Source organism: Providencia sp. R33, assembly GCF_019343475.1.
Lineage (GTDB): Bacteria > Pseudomonadota > Gammaproteobacteria > Enterobacterales > Enterobacteriaceae > Providencia.
Map to the genome: position 1 here is coordinate 1,054,455 of NZ_CP072453.1, position 14,972 is coordinate 1,069,426.

Consider the following 14,972-nt stretch of genomic DNA (forward strand, 5'->3'; position numbering starts at 1 on the left):
GATTGGTGCACAAAATAATATCTTAGAAATAAATAACGCCGCAATTGCGGCGTTATTTACTCGGCGTCCCGAAAATTTCTAAAGCTCGGCTGTGGGCTTTAATTAAGCGCGCAGGAAGTCAATGTGCGTCACTTTTGGCTTAAATGGGTGACGTTGAACAGCCTGAACTTTTACTTTTGTTTCTTTACCATCGATAACCAGAGACAGAACTTCGTAAAATTCTGCTTTGCTTTCTTGGTTAATCACTTCATCGTGGTTCAGAGTGATAGAGATAGGCTCTTGGTTGCCACCGTAAACGATAGCTGGAAGCTGGTTATCTCTGCGCAGGCGGCGGCTCGCACCCTTACCCTGCTCTTTACGTTCAATTGCATTGATAGTTAACATTACTATTTCTCTATAAAAAGAAAATATAAATTCCTGCTACAGGCGACCCAGCAGCAGGTTCGAGATTTGGCCTAGTAATAACTCTTTCAAGAAAGAGATATTTGAAGGCGGCGGCATTTTATCGAAAAAACCGCCATCCAGCAATCATTAAGATCATTTATTGCGTTAGGAAAGGGCGTCTGAGATGCGAAATCGTCCTTGATAATCAAAAATTTTCTCTCTTATTTCCCAGAAGCGGTCTTTTTTACGAGCGACAATAAATTGAGGGTAACGTAATAATGATTGTTGCAAAATAATATCGTTCGCATCATTCCATTTAAATAGTACACCAGGTGCACGTTGGTGTTCACGTAAAAAACGGTATTCAAATACACGACGCTGAGCAGGCGTTGTTAAGCGATAACGCTCTGAAACACTTGTTCCATCTTCATCGAAATAGTTGATTTTTATCCATTCTCCTTTTGCATCACTGCCGCTGATGAATTGCATCCCACCACATCGAATGATTAGCGCATCTTTTAATTTTAATGCGGCTTTAAGCATATCATCAGGGTCACTGAGGACTTCTTGGCACTTTTGGCAGCGGCGAGCAGCGATATCGTTTTCAGCGCCACAGTGGGGGCATTGCTTAAAACGAAAGCGGAACTCACACTGTTGCTTTTGGCCATTGTCATTTTCTTCCCAGCCTTGGCATCGTCGGCCATAGTGCTCAATAATTTGCCCATCAGAGGTACATTTACCCCAAAACACATTGGCAAATTGGCACAGAGGGCAAAAAACTTGAACAGGGACACTGGATGAGTTTGGTTTACTGCTACCGACTTCAGGGCGATATAAATCATGGGGATTGCCTGCATAATCTAAAATTAGGCATTGGGTTTTCCCTTCGCAAAGTCGTAAACCACGGCCCACAATTTGCTGATATAAGCTGACTGATTCAGTCGGGCGCAAAATTGCAATCACATCAACATGGGGGGCATCAAAGCCAGTTGTTAGAACAGATACATTGACGAGGTAATGTAATTTTCGGTTTTTAAATTGATTAATAATGGATTGCCTATCCGCCGCAGGCGTTTCGGCGGTCACTAATGCTGCCGATTTTGCAGGTAAATAACCCAAAACTTCTTTTGCGTGCTCAACAGTAGCAGCAAAAATCATACAGCCTTGCAACGGTGCGGCATATTGAATTATCTGATCCACAATTTTAGGGGTAATACGCTGCTGTTTTTTTAGTGAAAGATTAAGTTCTTGCTCACTAAAAATTCCCGCTGACGTTAACGAAACTTGGCTAAAATCATACTGTAAAACAGGCATGTCTAAGCGTTCAGGAGGAACAAGAAACTTATTTTTGATCATATAGTGCAGTGGCAATTCATAAATACAATCACGGAAAAAACAGTTTTCATCACCTCGAACAATGCCATGATAGTGATATTGATAAATCCATCCGCTGCCTAAACGGTAAGGGGTGGCAGTTAACCCTAAGATCCGTAAGGCGGCATTACTTTTTTGTAGATGTTGAATAATTTGTTGGTATTGGCTTTTATCATTCAAACTGATGCGATGGCACTCATCGATAATCACTAACGAAAACTGCCCATCGAAAGCCGCAAGATTACGTGCAACAGATTGAACGCTGCCAAAAACCACCTTGCTTTGTGACTCTTTTCGGTTCAGTCCAGCGGCAAAAATATCTGCCTCAAGGCCATATGCGAGGTATTTATTATGGTTTTGTTCAACTAATTCTTTAACATGGGCCAATACCAATACCCGTCCTCGGGCAAGACGTGCCAATTCAGCAATGACTAAACTTTTCCCTGCGCCAGTTGGTAGCACAATAACGGCGGGCTGAGTGTGTTTGCGAAAGTAGTGGACTGTCGCGTCGACGGCTTCTTGTTGGTATGGGCGTAAGGAAAAAGACATATTGCTCAGTATTGGTTAAAAAAACAGGTGAATGAGGTTAAATTTAATTTAAAACAATGACTCTGTCTAAAGATACAGGTTGTTTCATGGAAACTATCCCTTAACTAGGGTTATTGTTATAATGAATTTTGTGATAGTAATCACAGCAACCTTTCAATCTTTATTCTGACAGTCGAGTGCTATTGTACGCCTCACTGGCATTCCATCAAGTTAAGAGAATCTATGCGACTGGATAAATTTTTGTCCCAACAGTTAGGGATAAGCCGGAGTTTGGTAGCACGTGAGCTGCGTGCAGGTCTTGTGACGATTGATGATGAAGTCGTCAAATCGGGGTCATTTCAAGTCACGCTTGACCATGAAGTTGCTTATGATGGCAATGTGCTAGTGCAAGTTACAGGGCCTCGTTATTTTATGTTACATAAGCCTCAGGGCTACATCTGTTCTACCGACGACCCAACGCACCCAACAATTCTCTATTTTATTGATGAGCCACTGGCACAGAAATTACATTCTGCGGGGCGCTTAGATATTGATACAACAGGGTTAGTCCTACTTACGGATGATGGGCAGTGGTCGCATCGCATTACATCGCCAAAACACCACTGTGAAAAAACCTACCGTGTTCAATTAAGTGAAGATATTGGCACTGATGTTGCGAAGCAATTTGAGCAAGGTGTTATGCTAAATGGTGAAAAGTACTCAACAAAACCCGCTCAACTGGAAATTATCACTCCTCGTGATGTTCGCTTAACCATTAGTGAAGGTCGTTATCATCAAGTTAAACGGATGTTTGCCGCGGTAGGAAACCATGTTTGTGGATTGCACCGTGAGCGAGTGGGGGATATTCACTTGGATGAAACTTTAGAGCAGGGCGAGTATCGCCCACTGACAGATGAAGAAATTAATAGCATAACTGTACCACGTAAATAAAAGCAGGAGTTTATAGAGTGCAACAGCAGCGTTCATCCTATTTGGGGCTGATTTTAATACTAGGTTTATTGTCTATGCTCATGCCATTAGCCATCGACATGTACCTACCTAGCTTTCCGACGATGATGCATTATTTTAATGTAGATGAGGGGCGTATTCAGATGACGCTCAACAGCTACATTTTTGGTTTTGCGATTGGGCAACTTTTCTATGGACCGATGGCCGATAGTATTGGCCGTAAACCAGTGATTTTAGGGGGCGTGGTTGTATTTGCTTTAGCATCAGCCGCTTGTGCAGTCACCGAATCAATTGATTCACTTATCTGGTTACGCTTTTTGCATGGCTTTGCCGCCGCTGCTGCCAGTGTGGTGATTAATGCATTGATGCGCGATATGTTCACACGTGATGAATTTTCTAGAAGTATGTCATTCGTGGTCTTGGTGATGACCATTGCACCTTTATTAGCACCTATTTTAGGTGGTGAATTGATGCGTTGGTTCTCATGGCACGCGATTTTCTGGAGCATTGCAATTGCGGCCGTGATTGCGGTGATTTTAGTTAGCTTTTTTGTGCGTGAAACATTGCCTGCAGCGAAAAGACAAAAATTCCATGTGGGTACAACGTTACGCCAATTTGCGACTTTATTTAGAGCGAAACAAGTTCTGTTCTATATCCTTGCAAGTTCATTTTCATTTGCAGGTATGTTTTCATTCTTAAATGCGGGTGCATTTGTTTATATCGACCTAAATGGTGTTTCTCCACAACATTTTGGCTACTATTTTGGTATTAATATTGTCTTTCTATTCGTTATGACAACCATTAACAGCCGTTATGTTAGGCATTTTGGCGCGGAAAAAATGCTATATTTTGGCATTATTATCCAGTTTATTATGGGCATCTGGTTATTAGCGACAACCGCATTTAGCCTTGATTTTTGGACATTAGTGATTGGCGTCGCTATCTATGTCAGTGGTATTGCTATGATTACATCTAATGCAATGGCCGTGATCCTGGATAATTACCCTCATATTGCGGGGACGGTCTCTTCTTTAGCTGGCACAATTCGTTTCTCGATTGGTGCACTAGTAGGAACGCTTCTGTCACTGATCCCAGCTAAGAATGCGTGGCCAATGGTGGGTTCGATGGTGGCTTGTGTCGCTTTATCTATGCTTTTTGTTTTGTTGGCCAAAAAAGCAAAATAATCTCTGAGTTATCAGCTTCATGGATGAAACTGATAATTTCTTTCTTACCTTTTCATCTCCCCGAATATTCTTATTTTTCCTTAAGTTGCTTGTTATTGTTCACATTATGTTGAGTTTTCTCCGTATTATTACTCGGTAATTTCGACTAGTTGATTTGCGGTATTAAATTACATGATGAAAAATGATCTAAATCAATTATCATTATCGTACTTTTTGTTAAATTTATGTTTTAGATATCACTCAAAATGAGAGTGATTTTTCTGGTTGAAAAATAACGTACCATCAAAAATTTAAATCAATATTGCTGGTTTCATTTGGAAAGTGTAAAAAACAGTTGAATGATTTATCGTGAATGTTGAAAACTAATATTAAAAATAATTTAATTTTTAATATTTTTAGCGAAAAAACACGTGTGCAATGATTTGTGTCACAAAAATTTAACGACACATCATAATTTTAATGTTATATTTAGGTTCTAATATTTAACATTGTCGTTACTTTTTATTGTGCTAAAGATTCGGTTTGAACGAGTAATATTTGTAATTCGTGAGTTGGTTCTCAAATAACGCACAAGCGATAGGGTCATTACCCAGTGTTAAGTTTGTTTGCAGGGTTATTTCCTGTAATTAGGCAAAATACCAATTGTTTTAATAGGATATTTTTGTGGAAAAATTAGGTCTTTCGGTGGTGCACAGGCTACCGCAAAGCTACCGCTGGTTATCAGGTAAAATAGGGACCGATGTCGAAGTTGTCCCTATGAATGATGCCGATAGCGATAATCTTGTGGGGCTAAAATTACTTAGTCATAACTGTGCAACAGATTGTATTGCGATGCAGCAGTTATCTGAATCGTTATCTGATATGCAAATTTCAAGTGCTATCTTAGAGTGGCAAAAAGAGGTTTGCCTTTTTATTCATGCTAATGATGAATTGGCTGCAATGTGCCGTTTAAAAGCAACAGGTGTAGCAATCGCAGAGCTTTCTTCAGGTTTTTATTGCGCTTAGTTAGCGAAAGCGTTGGTATCTTTAGTGGGTGGATATGATATTTACTCATTTTGCGGTGGTTAGTGAAAGTTGATATTTATATCAAGTTTCAAAAGATTTGCTTGGCAAAAATGCTGTGTTGGCTTTTTACTTAACAACAAGGTTACCAATAAAAAAAGCTTCCAATTTTGGAAGCTTTTTTTATTGGTAAGGGGAGGGGGGTTACTGATGATTACGAGCCATTAATAATACGGCGGCTTGCGTAATATCTTTTGCTCCAGTAATTGTTAGACATTTCAGAGACAATAACACCACTGCTGGTGGATGCATGAACAAATTTTTCATCACCAATATAAATGCCCACGTGTTTCATTGTACGGCCTGTTTTAAACAGGACAATGTCGCCCACTTTTAAATTATTACGTTTCACGCTTTTGCCTGAAGACTCTTGTTCTGATGTTGTACGCGGTAATTCAACACCGAATTGTTCAAAGAAGGTACGTTGAACAAAGCTTGAGCAATCAATGCCGCTTTTAGTTGTTCCGCCTAGACGGTAAGCAACACCTTTCCAGCTAGCGTATTGATTCATGATTTTAGATTTAGTGTCAACACTCTGCACTAACTCTTCAAATTCGTCTTGAGATGCCATTGTTAAAGAGTCGCCTGCGGCACCATTTAACATGCGAACATCTGATTTAGCTGTGTACTGTGTATTTTTTGTCGACTTAGGGTTAGTACATGCTGTGAGTGTTACGGCAATAGCAATTGCTGGAACAATGCGCCAAGCATAGCGCTTAAGTTTTTCAGAGGTTAACATTCTTATATATATCCCTTACCATTTTCTTTATCGCATTATTGTGTAAAGAGACACAACAAAACTAAACTTTTCCCTGTGAAAAACGCATTGATAAATAAAGTGTGCTTTTCGCAGAAAGTGTTTATAGCGCCATCTAAATCTTTACTAAACTAGAGGTTTCTTATGACCTTACTGAGTATAGACAAAACCTCAATATTTGCTAATTCAGTTATTGCTTGAGGTTAGTACCGTAACAACCCGAATACCAAACCTTTAAGAGCATACATAAACAAAGCCGAAATGGCGAGTTAATAGGGGGGTAATTTACAAAACATTAGATAAAAGTGCATATTTGCCATTGAGTTATGTGATTGCTGTCATGTATCGCGTATTTTTGCGTATAGTTGCGCCGATTATTGATAATAAAATATGATCTTTCTCACATTTATTCATATCTTGTTTTAATTTATATACGTAATAAGCTTTTTTTGAACCCCGAATGTAAAGAAGTTTAAATTTATATAAAGTGAGCTCGAATTTTGACAAATTTAGAAAGTTAAAAAGTGATGGTTTATTGCTCTCTTGGTGATTTAATCAGCAAATATAGATATGGTGATTAATAAATACTGATAAATATACAGTATTTGTTGACGGGATGACTGAAACAATAAAGAGGATAATAATGATTATTCTCTTTATTGTCGAAACTCTTCAATATACCGAATAATTATTAAATAAAAATGATAATGAAAAAATATAGAAAATTGATCTCTATAATTTGATATGAAACTCTTTGTATAGTCGTTTTTCAAAATCTGCAAAGCGGCGGTTTAATGTGGAACGTGCAATTTTGGATGAAAAATAATCGAGTGGAATTAAATTAGATGAACCAAGGTTATCGATAATTATAAATTGGCCATGTGGCTTATAGCCTAATTGATAAACGATATTGTAAGTTTTTAGTGCCATGGTAGCGATTGCTTCTTTATAAATGGATTTTTTAAATTGGTCATAAGCAATTTTCATATTTTTTTGATGCTTTAGGTACGCATTTTTGTTTTTGAGATAATAATCTAATGTATGCGATACATTCCCTGTTTTATCCTTCATTAATTGAAACACGTAACCTAGTCCAAGATTGGTTTCTTGGGTACCAAAATAGTGGGAAACGGTTGTGGCTAGGTATTCCTTTCGATAAAGGCGTTTATAGTAACGCACTTCTCTCAGTGTTTCTTTGTCATCACGGCCTTTTAGATGAATTTTGATGCAAAGCTCATCATAATCAGGGTGCTGGTAGCAGGCTCGTTGTCGTCCAGATGCAATTAAATCTGTAGGTAATAAATTAATTTTATAGTTGAGCTTCTTGTTCATATCTAATAACACTATTTTTGACACATTGAATACAAATAAATAGAAATAACGTTAATTTCGGCGAATATTGATATATTTCCGTCTTATTTTAATAGACCAGATTTTATATGTGTTGCAAAACGTGTGGTAATTAAAAGTGTGATCTAGGTTGGTAATTTTATATCGAATATTATTCATTATAAAAAATAAAAAACTACGACCATAAGTGAAATCTCTAGCTATTCATTAGGAATAAGATGTCGTCCTCATTCAGTTGAACTGAATTATTCATTTTAAGAGTAAATAAATTACTAAAAATGACGATAACTTAATTTTAAGAGGAAAATTCTTATGAATAGCTTAGTAAAAAAAACAATAGTGACATTTTTGGCTACAACTGCATTAATGACCAGTATTTCGACATTTGCTTCACAGAACAGTGATCAAAGAAGTTCTAATTCTGGTGTTATCCGCTTCACAGGGGCAATTGTTGCTGCTCCATGTATCATTGGTACCAACCAAAATTTTGTAGAAACTACATGCTGGAGCGACTCAGGAAAAGAGAAAACGAAGTCTGTTGATATTTCCAAGCTGAAAAAAACTGAACAGTTATTACCAAATTCGAAAGGTACACAACAATTTAATTGGATTAATAAAGAAAAAACGATGGGTATTTACACTATTAAGTACGATTAATTCCAATAATTAAATGGAATGAGGAAGTAGTAGGCTAGGAGAGTATAATGTTAAATAAAAATGTATGCCTATGAGTATGTTATTCATAGGCATAAGAATATAGATGTTATTTCGCTGAAATATGGTTAGTCACAACGGCCCATATAGCGGCGTTCAGGAATATGAATACGAATTTTTTCACCACTGGTGAGGTATTCAGGAACCTGAACGGTCAAGCCCGTTGCCATCGTTGCAGGTTTAGTACGTGCACTGGCAGAGGCGCCTTTAATCCCAGGTGTTGTTTCAACAATAACCATATCAACTGTTTGTGGTAATTCTAGCGCTAAAACTTGACCATCCATTGTCAGAACTTGCATGCCTGGTAACCCTTCTTCAGGGATAAACAGCAGTTCATCTTCAATATCTGCTTTTTTGAAAATATACGGCGTGTAGTCTTCGTTATCCATGAAAACATACTCATCGCCATCAATATAAGAAAAGCTAACACCACGGCGAGTTAACGAAATCGTTTCTAAAATGTCATCGCCTTTAAACCGCTCTTCAACTTTTTGGCCTGTTTTGATATCAGTAAAGCGCATTTTGTATAATGTACTGGCTCCACGAGCACTCGGAGCTTGAATATCAATATCTTTAACCAGCAGTAATTTGCCATTGTAGTTGATCGCTAATCCACGTTTGATTTCGTTGGCCTTGGCCATAAATAACCTTCTTCGGTATTGTCAAAAAGAGTGCGACAAAATTACTCGCACAAACGCGATTAGGCAAGATGTTGAGGTCAATTTTCAGTGAAAAATTTTTGAAAAAGTGCAGATGGGAAATAATATAGCCCCGTAGGGCTATATTAAGAGCAACAAATTAGTAAATAGGGAGTAGACCTGCTAAGGACATGATGTGTGCAACGGCGTTGATCAAACCAAATAAAATGACAAAACCGATAATAAACATGCCGCCTGGTGCTCTGTAGCTATTGTTTGGGTAGCGTTTACGGCTTGCTTTTGCCATTAATGCAGGGACAATCACCGCCCAGATAGTTGCTGCTAACCCTGCAAAACCAATGGCGTAAATAAAGCCATTAGGGAAAATTAATGCCAAAACTGTTGGTGGAACAAAGGTGACTAAAATAGATTTCAAACGCCCTTGCTTATCATCCGCGAATTTAAAGAAGTCGGCAATAAAATCAAATAAACCTAATGACACACCTAAGAAAGAACTTGCCAATGCCATATATGAAAACAGATTCAAAAATTGGGAAATAAAGCTACTCTGTGTAGAAATATTCATCTGAGTCAGTAGTGCATCGATATTGTTACCATTTTCTCTGATTTCAATAAACGATGAACGAGGAATATTTCCTTGGATCGCATACTGCCATAAAATATAAATAACAACCGTAATAATGGCGCCGTAAGTTAAGCTTTTAACCACACTACGACTGTCTTTATTATAATATTTGACCAAACCAGGTACGTTACCGTGGTAACCAAATGAAGTTAACAGGTAAGGCAGTGCGGCTAAAGCATAAGGTAAATATTGCGTGTTGTTTTGCTCTACTTGATTAAATAAAATGGCTGGTGAAGCGGTTGAGATCATCCCACCAATTGACATGATAAAAGTAATAACCATCCCGCCAATTAAAATTGTGCTTAATCTATCCACTGCACGTGTAGATAGCCAAACAAAGAATGCAACAATAAATGCAAAAACCAAACCTGCCCCAGCTTGTGGAATTTGAATATGTTTTGCTAAGTTTGCGGTAATAATAGAACTGCCTGCAGAAATATAAGCATAAGTCAAAATATACAGGACGAAAGTCACGGATAAACTGTTAATGGTGTTCCAGCCGCTACCGAGTAAATCTTTTACCATGGTGTGAAAACTAGCACCTGCTGGGTAATTCATATTCGCTTCTAAAATCATTAACCCTGAAAGTAACATACAAATAAAGGTATAAATTAGCAGGATTACTGAACCTGAAAACCATACGCCAGAAGTCACCATTGGAATTGAAAACATGCCTGCACCAACAGCGGTACCTGCAATGATCATTGCGCCTCCTAATATAGAAGGGCTTTTTGCTTGTGTTGTCCCATTAACGGCCATGGTGGCTCCTAATAAATTGTTTCACTGTACTAGCTAAATGATACGGTAGTGACAACGCATTGTAAATAACGAAAATAAAATAAAATGAACAATTTGAAAGGGATGGTGAAGAAACATACAAATTAATTTAATCTGTATGTTTTGAGGGAAATTAAATAGGCTGGCTATAAAAGTGTTGGTTTAGCCAAAGATTGATGGCATTACGGCTTGCCTCAAAATGGGGTTCTGGCAGAGAATCAGGGGAAACCCACATCAGGCTTTCACATTTATCTGCTTCCATAATTTGCGGTTGTTTATCGCCGTTATATTCGACATGCATACAAATGGAAACCGTATGCTTGCCTTCTTGCTGATAAGTTTGCAAGTTATTGCTGATACCAAATACACAAGGTGTTGTGATATCAATGCCAATTTCTTCTTTTATTTCTCGGATTGCGCAAGCCTCGAATGTTTCCCCTGGGTCGACATGCCCACCAAAAATAGACCAGTAGGGAGCATGTTTACTACTGCGTTTGCCCAATAGAACCTGTCCTTGTTTATTGGTAATGATGACTCCAACACCAACAACAACGTTAATTGATTGAGACATACTTTATCCTTCTTTTTTTTATTTTCAGCGCGAAGATTTTGCCATGGGATAAGAGAAAAACAAGCAGGAAAAAGTATAAATAGCACTGAAAACAACACGTTTTAATGTTATAACTATGGCATACATCTAATGATATGATAATCATGATAAGGGAGATTAGTGGTTATGACTCGCCGGGTTGCTACAATTACATTAAATCCTGCTTACGACCTTGTAGGGTTGTGCTCGTCTATTGAAGTGGGTGAAGTTAACTTAGTCAAAACTGCTAGCCTGAATGCCGGAGGGAAAGGAGTCAACGTGGCCAAAGTGCTACGTGATCTAGGCATTGATATTACCGTTAGTGGTTTTATGGGAAAAGACAATCAAGAAGAATTTCAACATTTCTTCAGTGAAAATGGTATGGCAAACCGTTTTAGCATGGTGCCTGGGCGCACACGTATTAATGTAAAGCTCACTGAAAATAACGGTAAATCAACCGATTTTAATTTTTCTGGTTTTGATGTAAGCAAAGAAGACTGGAACCGCTTTTCAACGGAATCATTAAATTGGTTAGGTCACTTTGATATGGTGGTGGTGAGTGGAAGCTTACCCAATGGTATCGACCCTGAAGAATTTACCCGTTGGATGACTCGTTTACGTCAATTGTGCCCATGTATCATTTTCGACAGTAGCCGTGAAGCATTAAAAGCGGGCTTAAAGTCCTCGCCTTGGTTGGTGAAACCAAATCGTCATGAATTAGAAAGTTGGGTTGGTCGCAAACTGCCTGATTTAAAAGATGTAATTGCTGCGGCACATGAGCTAAGAGATAAAGGCATTTCTCACGTTGTAATTTCATTGGGTGAGGAAGGGGCATTGTGGGTTAATGCTTCGGGCTCTTGGTTAGCTAAGCCACCACATTGTGAAGTCATCAGCACGGTAGGCGCGGGCGATTCGATGGTGGCTGGCCTTGCTTATGGGCTACTCAATGGTGAGTCAAGTGAACACACATTGCGCATGGCCACCGCAATTTCCGCGTTATCAGTTTCACAAGCAGATGTCGGTTTAAAGAACCGCAGCAAGTTAGCTGACATGATGGCCAAGATTGAAATGAAGTCGCTGTAACGGGTAATAGTTTGAAAAGAAACCCCGCGTTATTCATCACGTGGGGTTTTTTGTTAGTATTCAGACGTTGGTTGTTGTGGTTGCTGCAAATTTTCGTATAAAACTATCCCAGAAATATCGATTTTATCTTCGAGTAAGCGTAAATCGTAATGAGTTTGTAGGCGTAGCCAAAACTCGGGGTTGCTACCTAAAGCCGCTGAAATACGGATCGCGAGAGCAGGGGTTAAGGCTGTTTTTCCCGAAAGAAAGCGGGAAACGGTTGCGGGTGTGACACCAATATTTCTGGCAAATTGCCGAACACCAACGCCTAAGTCATCTAAGATATTTGCAACCATAATACCGGGATGGGTAACAGTGGCCTGTTTCATTAGTGGTAGTCCTCTAGATTTAAAATGTAAGCATCGCCATTAATGAATTCAAATGTAATACGCCAATTTGCACGAACAGTAATTGACCAAATATTTACTCGATCACCTTTTAATTGATGAAGGTTAAATGTGAAAATATCTAAATCATCAATAAAGTTGGCGGAATCAATAGCCTGAAGCCTATCATTTATACGTGAAGTATCTTTAGGGGAAACACCTGAAAGTGTTCCTTTTTCAAATAGTTGCTTTAATCCTTTGTGTTTAAATGATTTAATCATATCACCTTCCGTTACGTGACTTGTAACACCTTATCAGGGTGTTACAAGTCGTGCAACAAAAAGATGGCATGAGCAAATAGAAATGAATCCTAAATTTTAATAGAGCTCTACCAATGTTAGATATTTTGTTGAGATTTCAACCATGCAATTTCTTGTGGCCAGATATCTGGGTTGATCGTTTCTAAAATCAGTGGGATCCCATCAAAACGGCTGTCTTGCATAATATACGTAAACGGCACAAAACCAATATTACCTTCGCCTAAGCTGTGGTGGCGGTCAACGCGGCTGGCAAATTCGCTCTTTGCATCATTCAGATGCATGCCTTTTAGAAATTCAAAACCCACAATCTCTGAAAACTGGGTGAATGTTTTATCGCAATCTTCAATTGTGCGTAAATCATAACCTGCGGCGAAGGCATGGCAGGTATCAATACAAACACCCACACGGCTTTTATCTTTTACACCCTCGATGATTTTCGCGAGATGAATAAAATCAAAACCTAAGTTAGTGCCTTGCCCTGCGGTATTTTCGATGACAGCGGTGACACCTTCGGTTTCGGCTAACGCAATATTAATGGACTCAGCAATACGTGCTAAGCAATCATCCACCTCTATTTGTTTTAAATGGCTACCAGGGTGGAAATTTAATAAATCAATGCCAAGCTGTTCACAGCGCTGCATTTCATCAATAAAGGCAACTCGTGATTTTTCTAGGGCTTCAAACTCAGGGTGGCCTAAATTAATTAAATAGCTGTCATGGGGCAGGATTTGGTGTTTCCCATAACCGTATTTTGCACAGTTAGTTTTAAACTTTTGAATAACTTCTTCACTCAATGGCGCGGCTTTCCATTGACGTTGGTTTTTGGTGAATAATGCAAAGGCAGTGGCATTAATCTCATGGGCGCGAATAACGGCTTGATCAACGCCACCAGAGGCGCTGACGTGTGCTCCAACAAATTTCATTTTTGACTCCTTTTTATTGAAGTATGCCATTAATAGGCGCATAAATGAAATCAACAAAAAAAGCCGCTTAATTAAGCGGCTAAAGTCGGAAGCACACACATTAAAAGATATTTTGTATCAAGAGATTAATTAATAAACCACCAACGATTAACCAAGCAAATAAAATCAATGCCATTAATAATGGTTTAATGCCTGCTTGGCGGATTGCGCTGACATGAGTGGTTAAACCTAACGCAACCATTGCCATCGCAAGTAAAACCGTATCTAACACGATGATTTGCTGGACTAACGCTTCTGGCAATAAATGTAATGAGTTAAACCCAGCCACTAAGATAAAGAATACAGCAAACCAAGGGATGGTAATTTTGCTTTTTTCCGCTGAACTGCCGTTTTTTGCCGCCGCTTTACGGCTTAAAAATGCGGATAAAATAATTAAAAATGGCGCAAGCATCATAACTCTGATCATTTTTGCAATAACAGACGCATTTTCTGCATCGGTACCAATGGTATGGCCTGCGGCAACCACTTGTGCAACTTCATGCACGGTTGATCCAATATAAATGCCGAATGTTTCTTGGGTCGCTGGGAACCAGCCAAAATGTGCATTTAATTGGTAAATCCAAGGGTAAACAAAGATACAAATTGTACCGAAAATGACGACAGTAGAAACGGCGACGGCGACTTTACTCGCTGAAGCTTTTACTACAGGCTCTGTTGCCATGACTGCTGCTGCACCACAAATACTGCTACCTGCGCCGATCAAAATGGTCGTTTCATCATCTAAGCCAAAGACTTTTTTTCCTAACCAGTAGGCTAATAAGAAGGTCGAAGTTAGGGTCAATGCATCGATAATAACCCCTGTAGCGCCCACATCAGTAATTTGTTGGAACGTTAAACGAAAGCCGTAAAGTATGATCCCCGCACGTAAAAAATAGTGTTTGGCGAATTTGACGCCTGCATCACAAGATTGACTTGCGGCTGGGTAAAAGGTGTTCCCCACAACAATCCCCAATAAGATGGCGAGTGTTAACGCACCTAAACCTATATCCATAAACCATGATTGGTCACCAAGGTAGATGGCGATGGCGGTTAAAATACCAGCTAAAATAAGCCCTGGTAATAATTTCAAAATAGGGTGAAAGCTATTTTGATTTAGGGTATGAACGTCGCTTTTATCCATGATAATGCTCTTTATTGCTGCTTATAAGATTTGGTAATAAGCATATAATAAAAAGCATAATAATTTAAATTGATTGTTTGTATATAATCTATCAAAAAAAGTGATTATAAGTTTCTTCTGGAATATTGC

Annotated in this window: 16 protein-coding genes; 5 read left to right on the forward strand and 11 right to left on the reverse strand. The window is 38.8% G+C overall.

Features of this window, described 5'->3' with window-relative positions:
- Nucleotides 1-102: 102 nt before the first annotated feature.
- Both rplY and J6836_RS04855 read right to left on the reverse strand, forming a co-directional pair.
- On the reverse strand, nt 103-384 hold the full coding sequence (rplY, locus tag J6836_RS04850) for a 50S ribosomal protein L25 (protein ID WP_219247303.1): 282 nt from the start codon (nt 382-384) through the stop codon (nt 103-105).
- A 165-nt stretch (nt 385-549) separates the two neighbouring features.
- Nucleotides 550-2,307 carry a DEAD/DEAH box helicase gene (locus J6836_RS04855; RefSeq protein WP_219247304.1) on the reverse strand — a complete coding sequence of 586 codons (1,758 nt, stop codon included), beginning with the start codon at nt 2,305-2,307 and terminating at the stop codon, nt 550-552.
- Nucleotides 2,308-2,529: 222 nt separating this feature from the next.
- On the opposite strand from J6836_RS04855, the gene rsuA reads away from it, so the two are divergent.
- The 3 genes from rsuA (at nt 2,530) to J6836_RS04870 (ending at nt 5,444) form a co-directional block, all read left to right on the forward strand.
- Nucleotides 2,530-3,237, forward strand: coding sequence for a 16S rRNA pseudouridine(516) synthase RsuA (gene rsuA / locus J6836_RS04860; RefSeq protein WP_219247306.1), 708 nt, complete (start codon nt 2,530-2,532; stop codon nt 3,235-3,237).
- 17 nt (nt 3,238-3,254) lie between these two features.
- On the forward strand, nt 3,255-4,439 hold the full coding sequence (locus J6836_RS04865) for a Bcr/CflA family multidrug efflux MFS transporter (RefSeq protein WP_219247308.1): 1,185 nt from the start codon (nt 3,255-3,257) through the stop codon (nt 4,437-4,439).
- Between the two features lie 663 nt (nt 4,440-5,102).
- Complete coding sequence (locus tag J6836_RS04870) at nt 5,103-5,444, forward strand: hypothetical protein (RefSeq protein WP_219247310.1); 342 nt, start codon at nt 5,103-5,105, stop codon at nt 5,442-5,444.
- A gap of 211 nt (nt 5,445-5,655) precedes the next feature.
- Here the strand turns inward: J6836_RS04870 and mepS are convergent, their stop codons facing one another.
- A complete protein-coding gene (mepS, locus tag J6836_RS04875; protein ID WP_219247311.1) occupies nt 5,656-6,240 on the reverse strand; it encodes a bifunctional murein DD-endopeptidase/murein LD-carboxypeptidase in 585 nt (194 codons plus the stop codon).
- Nucleotides 6,241-6,990: 750 nt separating this feature from the next.
- A complete protein-coding gene (locus J6836_RS04880; protein WP_219247313.1) occupies nt 6,991-7,590 on the reverse strand; it encodes a YrbL family protein in 600 nt (199 codons plus the stop codon).
- A 330-nt stretch (nt 7,591-7,920) separates the two neighbouring features.
- Here J6836_RS04880 and J6836_RS04885 point away from each other — a divergent pair, with 330 nt between their 5' ends.
- Nucleotides 7,921-8,265 (forward strand): hypothetical protein, encoded by a 345-nt coding sequence (locus J6836_RS04885; RefSeq protein WP_219247315.1) that lies wholly within the window; start codon nt 7,921-7,923, stop codon nt 8,263-8,265.
- 125 nt (nt 8,266-8,390) lie between these two features.
- On the opposite strand, the gene yeiP is transcribed toward J6836_RS04885, so the two are convergent.
- The 3 genes from yeiP to J6836_RS04900 form a co-directional block, all read right to left on the reverse strand.
- Nucleotides 8,391-8,963, reverse strand: a complete 573-nt coding sequence (yeiP, locus tag J6836_RS04890; protein WP_219247317.1) for an elongation factor P-like protein YeiP — start codon at nt 8,961-8,963, stop codon at nt 8,391-8,393.
- A gap of 157 nt (nt 8,964-9,120) precedes the next feature.
- Nucleotides 9,121-10,365, reverse strand: coding sequence for a tryptophan permease (mtr, locus tag J6836_RS04895; RefSeq protein ID WP_219247319.1), 1,245 nt, complete (start codon nt 10,363-10,365; stop codon nt 9,121-9,123).
- Nucleotides 10,366-10,516: 151 nt separating this feature from the next.
- Nucleotides 10,517-10,954: a nucleotide triphosphate diphosphatase NUDT15 gene (locus J6836_RS04900; RefSeq protein WP_219247321.1), complete on the reverse strand. Its 438-nt coding sequence runs from the start codon at nt 10,952-10,954 to the stop codon at nt 10,517-10,519.
- A gap of 165 nt (nt 10,955-11,119) precedes the next feature.
- Between J6836_RS04900 and fruK the strand changes: the two genes are divergently transcribed.
- Nucleotides 11,120-12,055, forward strand: a complete 936-nt coding sequence (gene fruK / locus J6836_RS04905; RefSeq protein ID WP_219249385.1) for a 1-phosphofructokinase — start codon at nt 11,120-11,122, stop codon at nt 12,053-12,055.
- 53 nt (nt 12,056-12,108) lie between these two features.
- Here the strand turns inward: fruK and J6836_RS04910 are convergent, their stop codons facing one another.
- From J6836_RS04910 to J6836_RS04925, 4 genes are all read right to left on the reverse strand, one after another.
- Nucleotides 12,109-12,423, reverse strand: a complete 315-nt coding sequence (locus tag J6836_RS04910) for a HigA family addiction module antitoxin (RefSeq protein ID WP_219247323.1) — start codon at nt 12,421-12,423, stop codon at nt 12,109-12,111.
- Nucleotides 12,423-12,701, reverse strand: a complete 279-nt coding sequence (locus J6836_RS04915; protein ID WP_219247325.1) for a type II toxin-antitoxin system RelE/ParE family toxin — start codon at nt 12,699-12,701, stop codon at nt 12,423-12,425. Before J6836_RS04915 ends, J6836_RS04910 begins: the two co-directional genes overlap by 1 nt.
- A gap of 116 nt (nt 12,702-12,817) precedes the next feature.
- A complete protein-coding gene (gene nfo, locus J6836_RS04920) occupies nt 12,818-13,663 on the reverse strand; it encodes a deoxyribonuclease IV (protein ID WP_219247326.1) in 846 nt (281 codons plus the stop codon).
- A gap of 100 nt (nt 13,664-13,763) precedes the next feature.
- Nucleotides 13,764-14,843 carry a YeiH family protein gene (locus J6836_RS04925; RefSeq protein WP_219247328.1) on the reverse strand — a complete coding sequence of 360 codons (1,080 nt, stop codon included), beginning with the start codon at nt 14,841-14,843 and terminating at the stop codon, nt 13,764-13,766.
- Between the last annotated feature and the right edge of the window lie 129 nt (nt 14,844-14,972).

Bases quoted from the DNA above. Each gene is read 5' to 3' on its own strand.
- J6836_RS04910 (WP_219247323.1), bottom strand. From the start codon at position 12,423: ATGAAACAGGCCACTGTTACCCATCCCGGTATTATGGTTGCAAATATC.
- yeiP (WP_219247317.1), bottom strand. From the start codon at position 8,963: ATGGCCAAGGCCAACGAAATCAAACGTGGATTAGCGATCAACTACAAT.
- fruK (WP_219249385.1), top strand. From the start codon at position 11,120: ATGACTCGCCGGGTTGCTACAATTACATTAAATCCTGCTTACGACCTT.
- J6836_RS04915 (WP_219247325.1), bottom strand. From the start codon at position 12,701: ATGATTAAATCATTTAAACACAAAGGATTAAAGCAACTATTTGAAAAA.
- J6836_RS04900 (WP_219247321.1), bottom strand. From the start codon at position 10,954: ATGTCTCAATCAATTAACGTTGTTGTTGGTGTTGGAGTCATCATTACC.
- rplY (WP_219247303.1), bottom strand. From the start codon at position 384: ATGTTAACTATCAATGCAATTGAACGTAAAGAGCAGGGTAAGGGTGCG.
- rsuA (WP_219247306.1), top strand. From the start codon at position 2,530: ATGCGACTGGATAAATTTTTGTCCCAACAGTTAGGGATAAGCCGGAGT.
- mtr (WP_219247319.1), bottom strand. From the start codon at position 10,365: ATGGCCGTTAATGGGACAACACAAGCAAAAAGCCCTTCTATATTAGGA.
- nfo (WP_219247326.1), bottom strand. From the start codon at position 13,663: ATGAAATTTGTTGGAGCACACGTCAGCGCCTCTGGTGGCGTTGATCAA.
- J6836_RS04885 (WP_219247315.1), top strand. From the start codon at position 7,921: ATGAATAGCTTAGTAAAAAAAACAATAGTGACATTTTTGGCTACAACT.
- J6836_RS04855 (WP_219247304.1), bottom strand. From the start codon at position 2,307: ATGTCTTTTTCCTTACGCCCATACCAACAAGAAGCCGTCGACGCGACA.
- J6836_RS04925 (WP_219247328.1), bottom strand. From the start codon at position 14,843: ATGGATAAAAGCGACGTTCATACCCTAAATCAAAATAGCTTTCACCCT.
- mepS (WP_219247311.1), bottom strand. From the start codon at position 6,240: ATGTTAACCTCTGAAAAACTTAAGCGCTATGCTTGGCGCATTGTTCCA.
- J6836_RS04880 (WP_219247313.1), bottom strand. From the start codon at position 7,590: ATGAACAAGAAGCTCAACTATAAAATTAATTTATTACCTACAGATTTA.